Here is a 306-nt window from a genome sequence, read left to right as displayed (position 1 = left end):
TCCTAACTCACATATTGAACGAATATTATATTTCGCTGAAAGCACAGCTTTCGAGCAAAAAAAATATTCCGATCTTGTGAAATTTAGATTGATTAAGATGCGTCATCTTGATGGTCCAAATTTTCAAATTCAGGATTTTTCTGAATTTCTCAAAATCGCTGTGGAGAATCCAACAGCTAATTATGCCATGCTATGGCGAATAGATAATCTAAACACTTTATCTAACCAAGATATATCTGTGGTTGTATCTTATTCTAAGAGTAGCCCTAACTTATTAATGCGTTGTTTTGATGAACTTATTAAACG

Annotated in this window: 1 protein-coding gene; it reads left to right on the top strand. The window is 32.7% G+C overall.

The genetic code is table 11. The annotated features are described in order from the left end of the window. Positions 1–97: 97 nt before the first annotated feature. A partial coding sequence (locus SB725_RS30615) for a hypothetical protein (RefSeq protein ID WP_410923104.1) occupies positions 98–306 on the top strand: 209 nt, incomplete at its 3' end.

The sequence above is a fragment of the Pseudomonas sp. SIMBA_041 genome (assembly GCF_046535095.1).
GTDB classification, from domain to species: domain Bacteria; phylum Pseudomonadota; class Gammaproteobacteria; order Pseudomonadales; family Pseudomonadaceae; genus Aquipseudomonas; species Aquipseudomonas mucoides.
Note: the sequence above shows the minus strand (reverse complement) of the source record. Positions and strands in the feature narration are given on the sequence as shown.